The 17,283-nt window shown below is 36.7% G+C and carries 13 protein-coding genes, 2 pseudogenes and 1 riboswitch; of the genes and pseudogenes, 9 read left to right on the top strand and 6 right to left on the bottom strand.

Annotation, left to right across the window (positions count from 1 at the left end; genetic code table 11):
• Positions 1–158 precede the first annotated feature (158 nt).
• Positions 159–260, bottom strand: a riboswitch (purine riboswitch).
• 121 nt (positions 261–381) lie between these two features.
• The 4 genes from rlmD (at position 382) to BM350_RS22945 (ending at position 5,024) form a co-directional block, all read left to right on the top strand.
• A complete protein-coding gene (gene rlmD, locus BM350_RS22960) occupies positions 382–1,758 on the top strand; it encodes a 23S rRNA (uracil(1939)-C(5))-methyltransferase RlmD (protein WP_090917479.1) in 1,377 nt (458 codons plus the stop codon).
• A gap of 228 nt (positions 1,759–1,986) precedes the next feature.
• A complete protein-coding gene (locus tag BM350_RS22955; RefSeq protein ID WP_090917481.1) occupies positions 1,987–2,949 on the top strand; it encodes a tRNA dihydrouridine synthase in 963 nt (320 codons plus the stop codon).
• A gap of 607 nt (positions 2,950–3,556) precedes the next feature.
• Positions 3,557–4,069, top strand: coding sequence for a YehS family protein (locus BM350_RS22950; RefSeq protein ID WP_090917483.1), 513 nt, complete (start codon positions 3,557–3,559; stop codon positions 4,067–4,069).
• Positions 4,070–4,316: 247 nt separating this feature from the next.
• Positions 4,317–5,024, top strand: a complete 708-nt coding sequence (locus BM350_RS22945; protein ID WP_090917484.1) for a M48 family metallopeptidase — start codon at positions 4,317–4,319, stop codon at positions 5,022–5,024.
• A 425-nt stretch (positions 5,025–5,449) separates the two neighbouring features.
• Here BM350_RS22945 and BM350_RS22940 read toward each other — a convergent pair whose 3' ends face one another.
• Together BM350_RS22940 and BM350_RS22935 are read right to left on the bottom strand one after the other, a co-directional pair.
• The gene (locus BM350_RS22940) at positions 5,450–7,195 is read right to left on the bottom strand and encodes a sensor histidine kinase (RefSeq protein ID WP_090917485.1); all 1,746 of its coding nucleotides are present in this window, start codon (positions 7,193–7,195) and stop codon (positions 5,450–5,452) included.
• A gap of 1 nt (position 7,196) precedes the next feature.
• Positions 7,197–7,904, bottom strand: a complete 708-nt coding sequence (locus BM350_RS22935) for a response regulator transcription factor (protein WP_090917487.1) — start codon at positions 7,902–7,904, stop codon at positions 7,197–7,199.
• A gap of 153 nt (positions 7,905–8,057) precedes the next feature.
• Between BM350_RS22935 and BM350_RS22930 the strand changes: the two genes are divergently transcribed.
• Entirely contained in the window at positions 8,058–9,260 is a 1,203-nt protein-coding gene (locus tag BM350_RS22930) for a DUF418 domain-containing protein (RefSeq protein ID WP_090917489.1), read from the top strand.
• A gap of 111 nt (positions 9,261–9,371) precedes the next feature.
• Positions 9,372–10,241 carry an HD domain-containing protein gene (locus tag BM350_RS22925; protein ID WP_090917491.1) on the top strand — a complete coding sequence of 290 codons (870 nt, stop codon included), beginning with the start codon at positions 9,372–9,374 and terminating at the stop codon, positions 10,239–10,241.
• Between the two features lie 168 nt (positions 10,242–10,409).
• Here the strand turns inward: BM350_RS22925 and BM350_RS22920 are convergent.
• Positions 10,410–10,892 (bottom strand): annotated as a pseudogene (locus BM350_RS22920) (GNAT family N-acetyltransferase); the annotation flags it as partial.
• Positions 10,893–11,209: 317 nt separating this feature from the next.
• Between BM350_RS22920 and BM350_RS22915 the strand changes: the two are divergent.
• Positions 11,210–12,316, top strand: coding sequence for a M20 peptidase aminoacylase family protein (locus BM350_RS22915; protein WP_090917493.1), 1,107 nt, complete (start codon positions 11,210–11,212; stop codon positions 12,314–12,316).
• A 107-nt stretch (positions 12,317–12,423) separates the two neighbouring features.
• On the opposite strand, the gene BM350_RS22910 is transcribed toward BM350_RS22915, so the two are convergent.
• Positions 12,424–12,831: a nitrous oxide-stimulated promoter family protein gene (locus BM350_RS22910; protein ID WP_006097186.1), complete on the bottom strand. Its 408-nt coding sequence runs from the start codon at positions 12,829–12,831 to the stop codon at positions 12,424–12,426.
• Positions 12,832–13,262: 431 nt separating this feature from the next.
• Between BM350_RS22910 and BM350_RS22905 the strand changes: the two are divergent.
• Positions 13,263–13,853: pseudogene (locus BM350_RS22905) on the top strand (IS4 family transposase); the annotation flags it as partial.
• A gap of 549 nt (positions 13,854–14,402) precedes the next feature.
• Here BM350_RS22905 and BM350_RS22895 read toward each other — a convergent pair.
• Both BM350_RS22895 and BM350_RS22890 read right to left on the bottom strand, forming a co-directional pair.
• The gene (locus BM350_RS22895; RefSeq protein WP_090917496.1) at positions 14,403–14,792 is read right to left on the bottom strand and encodes a hypothetical protein; all 390 of its coding nucleotides are present in this window, start codon (positions 14,790–14,792) and stop codon (positions 14,403–14,405) included.
• 411 nt (positions 14,793–15,203) lie between these two features.
• Entirely contained in the window at positions 15,204–15,722 is a 519-nt protein-coding gene (locus BM350_RS22890; protein ID WP_244548062.1) for an AAA family ATPase, read from the bottom strand.
• Between the two features lie 691 nt (positions 15,723–16,413).
• Between BM350_RS22890 and BM350_RS22885 the strand changes: the two genes are divergently transcribed.
• The gene (locus tag BM350_RS22885; protein ID WP_090917498.1) at positions 16,414–16,995 is read left to right on the top strand and encodes a DUF4256 domain-containing protein; all 582 of its coding nucleotides are present in this window, start codon (positions 16,414–16,416) and stop codon (positions 16,993–16,995) included.
• Positions 16,996–17,283: the final 288 nt, after the last annotated feature.

The raw sequence follows: 17,283 nt of genomic DNA, 5'->3' as shown, positions 1-17,283 counted from the left end.
CTGTTAAGTAAATAGAGGAGTTACCCTCAAAGGTTTCAAGTCATACGTATGATGTCTGACCTTTAAAATAAAAATAAAAAAAGACCCATACAGATCGACTTCCTTCTATGCGAGAAAGCTAATCAATATGAGTCTTTATATATATAATAAAAAAGCTACTATTCATTAGTTTTCCCCATAGTCCAGCAATTTCCGGTTGCCGGGTAGAGACTCTCGATCCATATCATCAAGTATATATGAGGTAACACCATCCGTATGCAATTAGTAGTAGCGTAACATTTATAAAGAATTGTCGTCAATAGATTTTTTCTTCCAATGGCTAAAGAGCGAGGGAGTATGGTAAAATGTAACGCAGTGTTATGAAAAAAGAGAGGTCGGAAAATGAGTAATAAAATGACGCCACCAGTTGAAAAAAACGAGTTTATAGATGTAGTGTTTGAAGATTTAACACATGACGGCGCCGGTGTTGCGAAAGTGGAGGGCTATCCTATTTTCGTCAAAAACGGATTACCAGGTGAAGAAGCGCAAATTAAAATTATTAAAGTAAAAAAGAACTTTGCTTTTGGTCGTTTAATGAAGCTTCATAAAGAAAGCCCATATCGCAAAGACGCAGAATGCCCAGTATACAATCAGTGCGGCGGTTGTCAGCTTCAGCACCTAACATATGAAGGACAACTACAAGCAAAAGAAAAACAAGTACGTGACGTGATGCAGCGCATCGGCGGACTACATGATATACCCGTTCACCCTGTACTTGGTATGGAAAACCCATGGGTATATCGAAATAAAGCACAAGTACCAATTGGCGGACGTGAAGGCGGACTTGTCGCTGGCTTTTACCGCCAAGGAACGCATGACATCATTAATATGGAAACATGCTTAATCCAAGCAGAAGAAAACGATACATTAATTCAAGAAGTAAAACGCATTTGTGAAAAGCACGGCATAACAGCGTACAACGAAGAGCGCCACAAAGGAACACTTCGTCACGTTATGGCTCGCTACGGACAAGTAACAGGGGAAATTATGCTTGTCTTTATTACATGCACCGCAGAACTTCCAAACAAACAGGCAATCATCGACGAAATCACAGCGAAGTTCCCAAGTGTAAAATCGATCATCCAAAACGTAAACAACAAACGGACAAACGTCATTTTCGGCAGCGCGACAACAGTCCTATACGGATCAGAATATATTTATGACTACATCGGTGACATTAAATTTGCGATTTCAGCCCGTTCTTTCTATCAAGTAAACCCAACACAAACGAAAGTGCTATATGACAAAGCACTCGAGTACGCAAAACTAGATGGAAACGAAACAGTCATCGACGCATATTGCGGCATCGGAACAATCTCCTTATTCCTAGCGCAAAAAGCAAAAAAAGTATACGGCGTTGAAATCGTTCCAGAAGCAATCGAAGACGCAAACCGAAACGCAGAACTAAACAACATGACAAACGTTGAATTTGGCGTAGGAGAAGCAGAAGTAGTTATCCCAAACTGGTACAAACAAGGCATCATCGCCGACACAATCGTCGTCGATCCGCCTCGTAAAGGCTGTGATGAAGCACTATTAGACACAATCATCGACATGAAACCAAAACGTGTTGTATATGTATCATGTAACCCAGCGACACTTGCTCGTGATTTGAAAGTGCTTGAAGAAGGTGGGTATAAGACGCAGGAGGTTCAGCCTGTGGATATGTTCCCGCATACTACGCATGTGGAGTGTGTGGCTTGGTTGAAGTTGGTATAATAGAAAAGCAGTTGATATAGAAAAAATCTATGCCATCTGCTTTTTTGTTTATAAAAATACCATTCAGGACTGATTTTGGTTAAAATAAACATTGCCGATTTTCACAATAGTTTTTCACAAATTATAAATGTCCAAATGTACTTGTGTTTGATAATAAGTTATTAAGCATAATATAAGTGTAAAAGAAGTGGAACATTTGGCTTCATAGCGAGAGGATTTGAGTTTGAAATGATAGATAATTTTTGGCGTGATTTACCACGACCATTTTTTGTACTTGCACCAATGGAAGATGTGACAGATGTTGTTTTTCGTCACGTAGTAAGTGAAGCCGGTCGACCGGATGTATTTTTCACAGAGTTTACAAACTCGGATAGCTATTGTCATCCAGAGGGTATGAAAAGTGTGCGTGGCCGTTTGATTTTTACAGAAGATGAACAGCCAATAGTGGCACATATTTGGGGGGATAATCCCGAATATTTCCGTCAAATGAGTATTGGCATGGCAGAGCTAGGATTTAAAGGCATCGATATTAATATGGGCTGCCCTGTACCGAATGTGGCATCGAGAGGGAAAGGTAGTGGCCTTATTCTGCGTCCAGACGTTGCGGCAGAACTTATTCAAGCAGCAAAAGCGGGCGGGCTGCCTGTCAGCGTGAAAACACGACTTGGCTATAAGGATGTAAATGAGTGGGAGGAGTGGCTAACGCATATTTTAAAACAGGATATTGCGAACCTTTCTATTCATTTACGTACAAGAAAGGAAATGAGCGAAGTAGATGCGCATTGGGAGCTAATTCCGGAAATCAAAAAATTACGTGACCGTATCGCACCAAATACGCTACTAACAATCAATGGAGACATTCCTGACCGTCAAACTGGGCTGCAGCTTGCCCAGCAATATGGTATTGATGGCGTTATGATTGGGCGAGGTATTTTTAAAAATCCTTTTGCTTTTGAAAAAGAGCCAAAAGAGCATAGCAGTAAAGAATACCTTGATCTTTTAAGACTGCAGCTTGATCTTCAAGATCAATATGCGGAAGTACTACCACGTTCAATCACAGGGCTTCATCGCTTTTTCAAAATTTATGTAAAAGGATTCCGTGGAGCTGCTGAATTAAGAAATCAATTGATGAGTACGAAATCAACAGATGAAGTGCGTGCATTGCTTGATAACTTTGAAAAAGAATGTTGATGGGACGGGGACAGTGAACTGTGGAGGCTGAATGCGGGAAAGTCGTCTTTTGTAAAATAAGTTTGGGGCAGGAAACGGGCAGTGTTTTTGAGAAATCAAAGCATTGCTTTTTCTTTTAGTCAACCCTTCGGGCTATTTTACTACAAGCATGATTTATAGAGGTGTACTTGAATTCACGGTACTGAGGCAATGTCTATGGTTGCTATCTCCAGTTCTGTACAAATGGCAGCATTTTAATGTTGCGGCGGAAAGAATCTTATAAGCGTACTTCCGGGTTTAACAAATATAGAGCAGATCCACAGGCGGAATGAAAGAGACAGGAATGAATCAAAAAATCATGTTAATCTTTCCTCAGACTCAAGGTCTTCGTGGGGTTTTTGGTATAACCTTCACAAGTATTAATTCGGGTAAAACTATAAAACATGTCTTTAAAGTGTTAAAGTATTAATTTAGCGGGCATTACCTTAAAAGTGTTGGGGAGTACAATCTTAAGGACGATTCTTGGTGATACTATTATATTTAACATGATAATCGTTGAAATTTAGAGCGTTTTAGAGGATACGCTTTGACTGCTGTGCAAATAGTCAATATTTTAGGAGGGTTAACGATGAGTATAAGCAATAATGATATATTGATTAGAGTAAGATATGCTATGGATATAAAAGATACAGATATGGTGGAGGTATTTAAACTTGGTGGCATTGAAGTAACAAAAGAAGAAATGCGGAAGATGCTTACAAAATCAAAAAACAGTTACCATGATGAAGCTGACAATGATTACGAAATAACATGCAATAATATTATGCTAGAGTCATTTTTGAATGGTTTTATTACTTTTAAAAGAGGAAAACAAGATCCAAAACCAGGGCAACCGGATAGACAAGTGATGTCTTTAAAGAATAATGAAAGTGTCAATAATCTCATTCTAAAGAAATTGAAAATAGCACTAGCATTAACAAGTGAGGATATGCTTGATATATTAGAAGACGTAGGAGTCATGGTAACAAAAGGAGAATTAAGCGCTCTATTAAGAAAAGAAGGCCATAAGAATTATAAAGAGTGCGGTGATAGATACGCAAGGAATTTCTTAAAGGGATTAGCTGTAAAATATAGAGGATAAGGAATTACGAATTCTTTTACACATAAATGATGTGGGAGAAAATTATCTCGAAGTAACAAGTGTTGTAACTAATTAATATTACATGTATTTGCATGGTGAGTGCACATGTGTATTCATGTTAAGAAAGTAAACGATACGATGGATGGAGTAGGAAGTTTTTATCCTACTCTTATTTTTTAATCATTTTTAATACATCATGCATAGGCATAATGCAAAAATAACACGAACGAATACTCTAGGTGATGAAATGATACATACATACTCAGGTGAGACAATTAGTTTTCATATAAATTACAAGAAGCGAAAATCCATAGGCATTTATATAGATTCTTACGGAAACGTTGAAGTCCAGGCTCCTAAAGGAACGCCTGTTGAATACGTGCTCCAATTGTTAGAGGAAAAATGGGATTCGATTCAGAAAACATCCAAGGAAATGAAGGATAGAAGGCTTGGGCCACAGGAGAGGGTCTATGATCAAGGGGAGAACTTTCTGTATTTAGGGAACACATATCCGATACAGATCTCTCAAGATGCAAGTATCGGGCAAGACCATGCAGTGTTTGAAGGGGATAAGCTGCATATATATGTGAAACAGCTTGAGGATGAGAAAATAAAACAAGCTTTAAAACGATTTTATTACCAGCGGTGTAAAGCGTTAGTAGAGAAGAGTATCAAATCCTATCAAAGTAACTTTAAAACAAAGCCGCGTTCAATCCATATTTCAGATAGTAACCGTACTTGGGGAACCTGTGATTCAAAGCGGCAGTTAACATTTAATTGGAAGCTAGCAATGGCACCGCCGAGGGTAATCGACTATGTAGTCGTTCATGAAATGTGCCATATGGTCCATCTAAATCATGATCGATCCTTTTGGCGCCTTGTTGGGAAGATAATGCCTGATTATAAGGAAATGGAAGACTGGTTAGCATTATCAAGCTGGAAAATGACTGTTTAGTAGTGATATCGTTGGAGCGATTACTATTGCACTACAGTTTTAGTTTATAATTGCTTCTTTTCTTATAACTGAACTCACAAATACTCCATTGTATTGCCGCATACACTCTGGACATGTGGAGTGTGTGGCTTGGCTTGAAAAGAGCGAGAAGTAAACGGGGAAATTGTTATAAATAAAAGAAAGGTGAGCGCTACTACTAGTAGTGTCTCACCTTTCTTTTATATAGAATGAGTAAAAATTAAATATCGATCTTGTTAAAAACATAATAAGTCAAAAGTAGCTAAGTTTCTCGACATTAGCCGCTAGCCATTACGTAGAAAATAGTGAGATCAGCTAATAAGTGTGCAATGGAGCATAAGAAATGGGGAAGTCAATCTCCGAGATAATAGTTTTTAAGCCGTTATATATAAAGAAAAGCTTCCTCATTATAACGAGGAAGCTTTTGATAAGTATATATCCACTTTTGTTCCCTTTCCAATTTCAGATTGTACTTCTAATGTAGCTCCATGGAGAGTAGCGATTTGTTTGGCGATACTCATACCAAGGCCGACTCCTTCTATTTGTTCATCGGTGTTCGTTCCGCGGTAATAGCGTTCAAATAACTGTCCCATCGTTTCTTCATCCATGCCGACACCGTTATCTTCAATACAGATTTGTAGTCCTTTTGGAGATTCAGAGGCCCCAATGGTGATAGTTGTTCCGCTAGGATTATGTTTAATGGCATTAAAAATTAAGTTGTCCATCATTCGCTCGAACCATTTTCTATCTGCCTCAATTTCTACTTGTTTATGAATAGGCTTAAAGTGAAAGCAATAGTCTTGTAATGTTCGATCATCGGAAAATCTATTAAAAATTGTTTCAAGGAGATTATTCAATTGATATGTTTCTTTAGAAAGAAGGAGATTATTATTTTTTAGCTGAAACGTAAGTGAAAAATCTTCAATTAGGTGAAGCATGTAATCTCCTTTTTCGCGAATCGTTTTTCCTATTTCTTCAAGTTCTTCGGCTGACCAATCATAATGCCCACTTTCTAATAAATGTCCATATCCTTGGATGGAAGACAGGGGGGTACGAAGGTCATGAGAAATACCGGTCATCCATTCTTCTCGTGTTTTTTCCAGCTTTGCTCGTTCTTTTACCGATGCATCTAGTTTTTCCGCCATTTTGTAGAAAGCATTGATAACTTCTTTATACAAACGATAACGCATTCTTACTTTACCGTTTTTGCGGTAGATTTTTTTTCTTTCTTTTTCGGTTAATACTTCATCATAATTGCCTTGTTCCATTCTTTCCAACCAACTTGTAAAAAGAAATAGCGGTCTGCCATAACGGAAACCGTTCCAAGAAGAAAGGGTAATCGTAATTAACAACACGATGGCACCTACGATACCAAACCCAATAAGATATTCCTCCATGATAGATAGTGTTTGATTTTTATCTTTCTTTTTTGGTGTATGTAAAATCCAAATCTTATCGGAAGAAGGATCATTATAAACAGACATCTTCGTTGAATGAATACCAGGTGCGGTTTCTCTTAAAACAATATCTAAAGGATCATATTTTTTTAGATTCATTGGTTTCCCAATATTCTCGATAATATCCCCTTGTTTGTTAATAATATGAAGTGTGCCGTTTGTTTTTTTGAGCTGTTCTTCAAATTCAGCTCTATTTGTTTCGGAAATCTGACCATGTAAGTTGTAATTTTTAACAAATGATTCCAATATATCCTGTTGTGTATCTTTATATCCAACCATAAAAATGTGGTCTTTTTTATATGTATTATCAACTTTAGTTAAAACGGTAAACTCACTAAAATGTTTCGTTTCTTTTATTTCTAAAATGTCGCCCACAGAATAGTGTTCAGGCAGGGAGGAAGGCGCATTGCTTGATGTAATCACATGTCCTTGATCATTGACAATTTGTGCCCACATTTGTCTTTCACGAAGAAATTTTTCCCATTTCTTATCAATTTTTGCCTCGCCATTTTCGATTATCGTATCGGTCGTAATACAATCTAGTATCCCGGCTTGAAAGTTTCGTCTTAATTCTTGGCTACTAATTTGTTGAATCAATAAAAAAAATAGAGCAAAAACTAATAAAATCATCCCAATTGATAAGGTAATAAATTGAAGAGAGAAGTGAAAAATTAACCTTCTTCGTAATGGTTTCATATTACTTCCCCTCAACCAGTTTGTATCCGAGGCCACGGACCGTTAATAAAAATTGCGGTTGACTTGGATCTTCTTCAATTCGTTCTCGAATTCGTCTTACATGGACAGATACGGTATTATCATCTACGTAATGGGTAAATCCCCAAACGGCTTCTAGAAGTTCAGATTTTGAGAATACTTTGTTTGGGTGTTTGCACAAATACAATAAAAGTAAATATACTTGGGTCGGGCAAGAAACTGGCTGACCGTTCACAAATAATTCTCCTTTGTCTTCATCTATTAAAAACCTTCCAAAGTTATATTGCTTCTTCTTGTTAAGGATTCGTGAAATTTCTACGGATGAAGTTCTACGAAAATGCGCTTTAATTCTTGCTGCAATCTCGAGTGGATTAAATGGCTTTGTGACGTAATCATCTCCGCCAATCGCAAATCCAGTTAAGACGTCAAGATCCGATACTTTAGCTGTTAAGAATAAAATATAAGCATTTGAAATTGCACGGATTTTTGGGCATAATTCAAATCCACTATAATCAGGAAGCATAACATCTAGTACGATCATATCAATTGAATTTTTTTCTAGAATTGCTAAAGCATCTGTAGCTGTATGTGCAGTATAAATATGGCTGAATCCTTCTTTTCTTAACACCATTTCAATCATTTTTACAATAGCTTTTTCGTCGTCTACAAGCAAAATACTTTTGTTTTCCATTCTTATCCACCTCGGTAACTATATTAGCATACGAACATTACGAGAACTTGAACGGAAGTAAAAAAGGTTTATGAAATGTTAATCTCTTGTTTCGTTAATAGAAAGGTTAAAATTGTAAATTAAAAGTAGCAAAAACATGTAAGGGGATAAAAAATGGATAAATATCGAGTTTCTACAGTTGATGGTATAAGGGGATTTAGTTTATTAGGTATATTGTTGGCTAATATGTTGATTTTTCAGTACGGAATATTTGGTAAGGATGAAATTAATTTTTATTCATTATCTACGGCAGATCTAGGAGTTTATAAAGCTGTAAAAGTTCTGATAGAAGGTAGTTTCATGCCTATTTTTACGTTTCTATTTGGTTATTCAATGATTAAAATGAAGGAAAGTCTTGAGCGAAAAGGGGTAAAGATAAAACGGTATTTTGTGAGACGCTTTTTATTTCTTTTTGTTCTTGGATTGTTACACGGTCATTTTTTATGGGAAGGAGATATTCTTTCCTTTTACGGATTGATGGGTTTTTTCCTATTACTATTTTTAAACCGCAAGAAGAAAACATTGATGGTTTGGGGAATTATTCTATTAGTTCTTACTTCATTCATGGGGTATGGACATATGGAAGAGACGGCCAAGGAGAAAGAAAAAATGGCCCATTATATTGAACAAACGAAGAAGGTTTATGGAAGTGGAAGTTATGCAGAAATTAAAGAGCATCGACTCAATGAAGATCCGTTAGATTTGCCAGATGAGTTTTACTTATTTATTTTCTTGTTTTTGCCATTTATGTCTGCACCATTATTTTTATTCGGGATGTATGCGGCAAAGGTAAATTGGTTTGCGAATCCGATAAAGGAACGCTCGTTGTATGTGAAAGGGATTTTTCTATTCATCCCAATCAGTCTTGTTTTAAAGCTGATGCCTTACTTAGCGCCTAAAAACGATTGGGTAGGTGTAAGTGATATGCTTGGAAAGAATTTGTTGTCACTTGGGTATATTTTTCTGTTTGCCTATTTTTATACAAAATCATCTAAATGGATGCTTCGAAGGGTCTTTGAAAATATCGGAAAACTGTCGCTGACGAATTACTTAATGCAAACGGTTATTTGTACATCCATTTTTTATGGATATGGTCTTGGGCAATTTGGGAAGATGGGCATGATTTTGAGCGTTATTTTAGCGATTGTAATTTATGCCGTTCAGGCGGTTGCCAGCCACTATTACTTGAGAAGATTTAGTAGAGGCCCAGTAGAAACATTGTTAAGAATGTGGACAAACTTCTCATGGGATGGGTGTGTCCGAGTTAAGGAAGTGTTAACTGTAAAAGAAGTTTCTAGTAAAGTTGAAGGGCTTTAATGATCGGAAGAAAATATAAATTAACATGTGGTTGGAGAAGTAAACACCGCTCGGAAGATTTTATTCTGAACGGTGTTTATGTTATGAATATAAATAAAGGAGATGAGGTACATGAGCAGATTAATTGAGAAAGCGATGCAGTTTGCTGCTATTAAGCACGAAGGCCAAATGCGCAAAGGTACTAACATTCCGTACATTATACATCCATTTGGAGTAGCACTTATCTTACAGAAAGAAAAGCAGTGTGATGAAGTGATTGCTGCAGGATTATTACATGATACTTTGGAAGATACGAGTACAACCGAGGCTGAGTTGTGCGAGCATTTTGGCGAAGAAGTGCTGAAGCTGGTTCAAGCGGCTTCAGAGCCAGATAAATTATTGTCATGGGAAGAACGAAAAAAACATACTATCCAATCTCTTTCACACCGTTCGAATGAAGAGATTACTTTAATCATCGCAGATAAATTACATAACTTACGGTCTATTCAAGAAGATGTAGAAAGAGAAGACGATCAAGTATGGTCGCGTTTTAATCGTGGAAAACGTGACCAATCATGGTATTACATGAGTATTTTGCATGCTTTGAAGGGAAAAAAGGAGGACATTCCAATTATTCGGGTGTTTGAAAAAGAAACACAAAATTTATTTATTGGAAAAGAAACACTTACGTTGAAGGACATTGATGTATTATTCAGCAGTGCGTATGGCATTTATGAATCACAAAAAGAAAAGCTACATGAAAGAGGATTAATAAAATTTGCGAGAGAAGTTTCTACTTGTAGTGAAGCGATTTATCGTAGTGGACATATGGAAATGATCACTCCATTAGTAAATGATTTGCAAGAAAGAGGGGTTTCTTTTGAGTTCAATTCAGATGGTTCCTTTATTTTATTAGCGTATTTAACTGAGCTAAAGCATCGAATGGGTTGGTCCGATGAATTATTTTATCAGTATTACTTAAGAAACTGCTCGAAGTTATAGAGAGGGCGAGTATACAATTAAAAGTATAGCGAGGAAATTATCAAGTTCTCTCTATCATTTTTCAAAAAGGATGTTTCATTGAAAAAGGTGAGGTACTACAGATAGTAGTACCTCACCTTTTTATTTCTTCTTATAATAAATAAGATTAGAAAATACGCTATTGTTATTTTACTTTCCAAACCCCACCCAATGCTCCCCATCACAAAACTTCATCTCATACCCACGATATCCTTCCGCAAGCAACCTTTGCTGCCCAGCAATATCACTCATGAGAAGTTTTTCTATATTCACCCATTCTTTTTGTCTCTCACTCTGCAACTCTTTCACAAACACATATCGCAATCGATCGCTATACTTCTCCTTCAGCGCAGCAACTTCCATCCCTTGAGCAAATTTGTCTTTTAAACTAGGAATATTAAACGGCGCAACGGTGCAGCAAACATACTCATAGTTGTGATCGGACTGCTTTAATTGCTCCATAATCACTTTCGCTAATATTTTTTGAAGTCCGTTTCCTTGGTAAGTTGGATGAACATTTGAAACTTCTTGATAGATGACACGTTCTAGTTCCTCATCTGTTAAGCCGATATCTAATCCTAAATGTTCTTCATCAAGAGGCGGAACTAAGAGCGCACGAAAGGCAATGAGTTTGTGAATTTGAGATAGCTGATGTTACATAGTTACATGAGTGAGATTATGGAGATAAAACCTTATAAAGGAATGATGGAATAAAACGGTGATGTTAATTTCTCTTCTGGTACTTTCTCACATTATATTTCAAAAAAACGTGAGAATAATTGTGAATTATCTGTTTCTTTTTGCGTTCTTCTCCAAGTAGAATTCCTTGACATTTGAAAGAATATTCAATATGTTTTTGGGAAGCAGAATTGTTATCAATAAAAAAGGTTGCTTAGCGTCCAATATAATTTTAAAAGAATAGTTGCGATTTTAGAAGGGAGAGCAAGACGTTGAAAAAAATAGATTTGCAGGATCGGTTAAGTGAGATTTTTCAACATTTACATGAGAACCCTGAAATAAGTTGGAAGGAATACAATACAACGGCCTATATTACTAAATTTCTTGAAGAAGAAGGAATATCATATAAAATATTTGATGATTGTCCTGGTGTAATCGCAGAAATGGGGAGCGGGAAACCGGTTGTTGCGGTTCGAGGTGATATGGACGCATTATGGCAAGAAGTAGATGGAGAGTTTAAAGCAAATCATTCATGCGGCCATGATGCGCATATGACGGTTGTGATGGGGCTCATTTTACAGTTAAAACAGGCGGATTGGAAAACAGGAACAGTTCGATTTATTTTCCAGCCTGCAGAAGAAAAGGGAAGTGGAGCTCTGAAAATGGTGGAGAAAGGTGTTGTGGATGACGTCGATTTCCTATTTGGTATTCACTTACGACCGGTAGAGGAATTATCATTGAAGCAAGCAGCACCATCTATCCGGCACGGGGCGGCTGACTTCTTAGAAGCTCATATAATTGGAACTGACGCTCATGGTGCACGGCCACACCAAGGTACGAACGCGATCGATGTCATTACGATGATTAATATTGGATTGAAAAATATATGGCTTTCACCGCAATATTCCTATTCCGTTAAAATGACGAGATGCCAAGCAGGCGGTGAAAGTTTAAATATCATTCCAGGGAACGCCCATTTTGCTTTAGATGTAAGGGCAGAAAACAATTTACTGTTGGAAGAGTTAAAGAAAAAGATAGAAAAAGTTATTCAATCAGCTGAATCAATGGGTGTAAAGATTTCTTATGATTGGGTCGATTATGTACCTGGGGCAGTGGTATCAGAGGAAGCGGAACAGTTCCTTCGTAAAGGGATTCTGCAAACATATGGAGTAGAAGGTTGCACCGCACCGCTGCGTACAGCGGGAAGTGACGATTTTCATTATTATACGGTTAAAAGGCCTCATTTAAAAGCTGTCATGCTAGGATTAGGTGCGAATTTAAAACCAGGGTTACACCATCCTCATATGACGTTTGACCGAGCTTGTATATTAGATGGCGTACAAATTTTGAAGCAAACGGTATTGGAAGTTTTGAAATAGTATTGTTTTTATTTGTTACCTTTATGATTTTAAGTGGGATTATGAATGAAAGCCGATTCTTCCTTAACCTAGGAAAAATCGGCTTGTTAGACAACCTGTTTTTTCTTTTAGCTCTTTTTTCTTTTTGGTAAGTCGGGAGCCTTCTTCATTGTGTCAACAACATGCATGACCGCGAAATATGGATGTTTTAAAATCATTTTCGGTCCGCTCTTCTTCATAACATCCTTAACAAAATCTTTCATATCTGGTTTATAACAATGAATTTTGCAATTTTGACATGCTGGCTTCTTCTCTTGAAATGGACATTTTGATAAACGAAAATAAGCATACTCTTTTAACTTCTGGCATTCTTCACATATAGTATCTTGTTCATGTTCGTTTTTACAATACATATCAATCATAATGCTAATTGTTTTCTCTTCACGTTCAATTCGATTCATGGCTAGTGCCTCCCGTTCCAAAGTCTCTCTGCTTTGATTGTAAGACTTTTTTAGAGGGTTTACATGAATTTTCATTGACAGTTTTTCTAACGTTTATCTCTTTCCTACAAATTATTAATGGAGAATGTCCCTACCGATCATAACCAACAGTAAAAGCGAACGTATTAAGACTTAAATAAACATCTTTCTTTTTCTTACGAGCTTCGGATGCTTAAACCACTGGAACGACAAGCGTCCACTCGATTCTTCCACGCCATTGATTGATCTATTTTAGCCATGTCAAAATCTCCTTTTCGTCTTGTACGTAAGGAGATTTTGACATGGAACTGCTTCTATTGGTAGGTGGGGACAGTTTGACGCTTACTGTTATATCAAGTATAACGTATGGAATCCGCGTTTTGTTGGTGCTATCCCATCGCTATCAAACTAACAAAACAAAATACCCCCTAAAATGAAAAAATACGCTATTCTTTCTGTAGAATCATAGGAAAGGATGGCGTTTTTATATGTCTATTTCTGTATCTGATGAATTACAACTATTTGCTCAAGAAATTCAAAAATTCTTATCTCCAAATATATTACGAGATCTTGCTAGAGATGTTGGTTTTGTGCAGCGAACCAGTAAGTACCAAGCAAAGGATTTAGTCGCTTTATGTGTATGGATGAGCCAAAATGTCGCTACAACTTCTTTAACTCAGTTATCCAGCTGTTTAGAAGCATCAACAGAAATGCTCATCAGTCCTGAGGGATTGAATCAACGGTTTAATAAAGCGGCGGTCCAATTTTTACAACACATATTAGCGGAACTACTAAACCAAAAATTGGGCTCATCTATACCGATTTCTTCTCCATATACTTCTGTTTTCAAGCGTATTCGTATTTTAGATTCAACTGCATTTCAACTCCCAGATTCCTTTTCATTCGTTTATCCAGGTGCAGGAGGCTGCAGCCATACAGCGGGGGTGAAAATTCAGCTTGAATATGATTTATTAAGTGGACGGTTCCTACATATTCATACCGGTCCAGGTAAACAACATGATCGAACCTACGGTTCTCTGTGTGTCCCAACTGTGACAGCGAATGATTTATGTATTCGGGGTACCGTCAGCATTTTGGAAAAAAACCACGCTAAGAGTATGCAAGATTTTATACAGTTTTTCGGCTAATCCAGTAACAAACGAGAACCCTAAAACCCACGCCAGGATAGAAATGTATAAAATTATGAATAGAATCATAGAAAAAGAAAAAGGCGAATCCCTTGTGAGAGTAAGAGTCCACCTTTTTCCTTGCTACCGATAATGTTACGTTATGTTAACCGAGCACGAATAGAATATTCATTAATCAAAACAAGTGTAATCTTGAAATAATAGCAGCATATAAAAAGATTATTTACGTGGTTTATTAAAAAATATTGCGATAACTAATAACAATACTCCTATTATTGAAATTAAAGATGAAAAGTTATTCATTCCCTTTTCCTCCTTTTATTACGATGATAACAAAAAGGTTGTTAAATTTGTAAAACAGATTCCATTTACTTCTGATAACTCTCATTATGTAAATGAGCTGCCCATATGGACAGCTCATTTTATTTTTTGCGTAGCATGAGTTTTTTCTAAAATGCTAGCAGTACTCTAAGTAAAGCCTTAGACCATCGGCATTAATCCTAAGACGATTAAAAGGAGCGCAACAGAAAACAAAATCCAACTAGGATGAGGACGGCGCATTACCCAAAAAGAGATGATAGCACCATATAAAAAAGAGCTACCTGCAAATAAGCCAGTCACAAGTCTTGCGTCCTGCTTGAACCAGATTGCGACGACAATCAAGGTGAGCCCACTGATTAACCAGTTGAATGTGGTAAAATGCAAAAGCAATCGCACGATCTTTTGTATCGGTGCAGATATCTGCTCATTCGCCACAAAAACTGCCTCAATCGGCCTGATTATCAGCGATTTCATCAGTATCCCGTGAACTATCGCAGTGCTACCGCCGATGACCCCGGCTGCCATCAATGCAATACTATACCAGTCCATATCCATACACCTCCAGTAAATTTTATTCATGAAGATATCACTACATGCGCATTAAACATAAGATATATGCCTTTTGATTTTTTATTGCTTTTTGTTTGGAGTGCTGGCTCGTCGTGTGGGGGCGAGACCCCATCGCCATCAACTTAAGAAATTGATTCTTCCCCAAAATGAAAAAAATGAGCCGAATTCTCATAAATAACTGTAAAAAGGTAAAATATTCGTTATGGGGGTGTCTCAAAATCTTAGCTCGATGGGCATGTGGTCTTACCCCATACCTATCAAGCTAAGAAAAGCAAATACCCCAAAACGAGAAAATTGGCATCTCCCGGTGAAAATGTACAATTTTTTGTTTTAGGGGTGTTATAAAATTCTTAAGTTGATGGGCATGCGAGACCCCTATTATGGGGACTTTTAATTTGATTCCATTCCTAACTCATTCATAATGTGATCAACTGTTTCATGCGGTTGTTCTACACTATTATCAATCCATAATCCAATATGCGGAGTAGTTTTTAAAAACTCTTCTCGTAAATCATCAACATTAAAGCCAATATAACCAGTTTTGCCTCTATTACGTTCTCTTTCTCGAATAACATTAGCATTAGGAATTAAAACAATTGGTTCCACTTTCTCCGGAGCCATTAATTCTAGAATATACGGAAGTTTTTCACCATAGTAATTATCTTGCACAATAACAGTAAAACCCGCATTACTGTAACCTTTTGCAACTTCTGCTGTTAGTTGATAGCGCAAATCCAGCTGATTTTCAGCTTCTTCACTAGAATTTTCGCTCATTTCTTTTCGGCCAGAAACAATCATTTTACGAAAGATATCCCCACGTAAGTGTACTGACTTCTCAAATTTTTTTGCCATCAATTCTGCAACAGTAGATTTGCCGCTTGCCATCGGTCCAGTAATTAAATATATCACTGAAATCCCTCCGTTAGTTATTATTAATCCTATGTTTGTTAGTCCTGCACTCGAATCCCCCTTTCAGTTACATAGTGAAAGGGGTTGTATTGAAAGAATTACGACTTCGCATAATTCTTTTTCTTTAATTTTACAAAAAGACTCTTATTACATGCTTATTATACGTAGTTTCTTGGGATACACATTTTTAATAAATTTAAAATGCAAAAAAGTAGTTTCAATTCTATGAAATAACTATTGATGTTAGTGGACATAAAAAGGGTGTTTTTAGGGATGCAATGTTTTCTAATGGGGTCACCATACATGCCTATCAATTTAAGAATTTAGAATTACCTCAAAACAAAAAATAAAAATTTCTTAATTTTATCGTTTTGGGGTAGTTTATTTTTGTTAAGTTGATAGCGATGGGGTACAACACTATACCGGGAAATTTGTGTCTAAATGTACGAATTTCCCGATATGGATGCTCCTTCTATTCCTAGAAACGCCCATTAGAAACCCCATAGTTCATTAATCAAATTCCATTTTATATAAATTATGTGACGGGCTAGAGCAGCAACCCTGTGATTACCCCTAAAACGGGTGTCGCTTTTCTCGATTTGCAATAAATAAAAAGACAAGATTAAAATAAGAAAATAACTAATCCTCACAAAAAAATATTATGTCTATAAATAATAAGGGAGAAACTAACATGACAAAAGAAACTGAAATTAACAATGAAAAAGAGTTGTCATTAGAACAACGTGAAGAATTACTCAGAGTATTGAAAGCTCGTTTTGAGAAAAACATGAACCGCCATAAAGGTCTTGAATGGGCTAAAGTTCAAGCTAAGCTGGATGCTAATACTAAAAAACTATGGTCGCTCAATGAAATGGAAAGAACTGGCGGTGAACCGGATGTTGTTGAGTATGATAAAAAGAAGGGTGAATACATTTTTTATGATTGTTCAGCGGAAAGCCCTAAAGGTCGCAGAAGTGTTTGTTACGATCGTGAAGGGCTAGAGTCAAGAAAAAAACATAAACCAGAAAATAATGCTATTGATATGGCAAGTGCTATGAATATTGAACTATTAACGGAAGAACAATACCGAGCGTTGCAGAATCTTGAAAGTTTCGATAAGAAAACGTCGAGTTGGGTGCAAACACCGACTGATATTAGAGAACTCGGCGGTGCCCTTTTTTGCGATTGTCGCTTTGGGCACGTCTTCGTGTATCACAATGGAGCAGAATCCTATTATGCCGCCAGGGGGTTTCGTGGCTCGCTAAGGGTTTAAATTTTGCAAAGACAGCTAAATTTGAATTTGAGGATGGATCAGTAGGGAAGAGTTTTAATTTTATTTTTCAACTATCGGGCACAATTCTGTAGCAAGAATTGTACCCGATTTTTATGTATTGGACTACTATGTTGAATAAGAGCTAAAAAGCTAGAATAGGTTTGCATTTATGAAATAGAAGTATGAAAAACTGTAAAAATAATTCATTTTGTTAAGGATTATAGTACATAAAACTAATAGCTTCCGAACATACCTCAATCTTTTTAATAAATTTTTATAATAATCTTC

This window comes from Bacillus sp. 103mf (assembly GCF_900116295.1).
In the GTDB taxonomy this organism is placed as follows: Bacteria; Bacillota; Bacilli; order Bacillales; family Bacillaceae_G; genus Bacillus_A; species Bacillus_A bruguierae.
The sequence above is the reverse complement of the archived record's forward strand: the minus strand, read 5'-3'. Positions and strand labels throughout refer to the sequence as shown.

Coding starts and splice junctions, on each gene's coding strand:
- rlmD (WP_090917479.1), top strand. CDS start 382: ATGAGTAATAAAATGACGCCACCAGTTGAAAAAAACGAGTTTATAGAT.
- BM350_RS22955 (WP_090917481.1), top strand. CDS start 1,987: ATGATAGATAATTTTTGGCGTGATTTACCACGACCATTTTTTGTACTT.
- BM350_RS22950 (WP_090917483.1), top strand. CDS start 3,557: ATGAGTATAAGCAATAATGATATATTGATTAGAGTAAGATATGCTATG.
- BM350_RS22945 (WP_090917484.1), top strand. CDS start 4,317: ATGATACATACATACTCAGGTGAGACAATTAGTTTTCATATAAATTAC.
- BM350_RS22940 (WP_090917485.1), bottom strand. CDS start 7,195: ATGAAACCATTACGAAGAAGGTTAATTTTTCACTTCTCTCTTCAATTT.
- BM350_RS22935 (WP_090917487.1), bottom strand. CDS start 7,904: ATGGAAAACAAAAGTATTTTGCTTGTAGACGACGAAAAAGCTATTGTA.
- BM350_RS22930 (WP_090917489.1), top strand. CDS start 8,058: ATGGATAAATATCGAGTTTCTACAGTTGATGGTATAAGGGGATTTAGT.
- BM350_RS22925 (WP_090917491.1), top strand. CDS start 9,372: ATGAGCAGATTAATTGAGAAAGCGATGCAGTTTGCTGCTATTAAGCAC.
- BM350_RS22910 (WP_006097186.1), bottom strand. CDS start 12,831: ATGAAAATTCATGTAAACCCTCTAAAAAAGTCTTACAATCAAAGCAGA.
- BM350_RS22895 (WP_090917496.1), bottom strand. CDS start 14,792: ATGGACTGGTATAGTATTGCATTGATGGCAGCCGGGGTCATCGGCGGT.
- BM350_RS22885 (WP_090917498.1), top strand. CDS start 16,414: ATGACAAAAGAAACTGAAATTAACAATGAAAAAGAGTTGTCATTAGAA.